The sequence below is a fragment of the Haloferula chungangensis genome, assembly GCF_042664875.1.
In the GTDB taxonomy this organism is placed as follows: domain Bacteria; phylum Verrucomicrobiota; class Verrucomicrobiia; order Verrucomicrobiales; family Akkermansiaceae; genus Haloferula; species Haloferula chungangensis.
The window spans coordinates 1-540 of sequence record NZ_JBHTBS010000101.1; the positions used below are offsets into that span (position 1 = coordinate 1).

The following is a 540-nucleotide window of genomic DNA, read 5'->3' on the forward strand; positions in this document are numbered from 1 at the left end:
CTTAAGATTTAAACAACCTAATAAAGCTTTCTTAAAAATGCCAGTAATGCATACACTCGAGCATTTAATGGCAGAAAATATGAGAAACCATTATCCAAATGTGATTGACTTAAGCCCTATGGGATGTCAGACAGGTTTCTATCTCACGGTATTTAATGATAAAAACCCAGAAAACATTGCCGAAGCACTCGAAAAAGCGTTGCTGGACTGCCTAGCTGCAACAGAAATACCGGCCCAAAATGAGGTGCAATGCGGATTCGCAAAGAGTCACGATTTAGAAGGAGCTAAAAACGCTGTAAAAGAGATGCTAGATGGCAAAAATACTTGGCACAAAGTATTTGCTGATGAATAAGTTTTCTAAAAAAGTTAACAACATTGATATGACTTTTGTCAATAAAATAATTGCACTTTAGTGAAAAGTTTAGCATACTATAGTTGAAACGTTTTTATAAAATTATAGGGAGTGTCGATTTTAATATGTCACAGCTAGAAAAAGTTAAAAATGGCAAAGGGTTTATCGCTGCATTAGACCAAAGTGGT

The 540-nt window shown here is 35.2% G+C and carries 1 protein-coding gene; it reads left to right on the top strand.

Annotated elements, in window-relative coordinates:
- Nucleotides 1-352 (top strand): S-ribosylhomocysteine lyase (locus ACFQY0_RS21385; RefSeq protein WP_379717149.1); only part of this gene is annotated, 352 nt, incomplete at its 5' end.
- Between the last annotated feature and the right edge of the window lie 188 nt (nucleotides 353-540).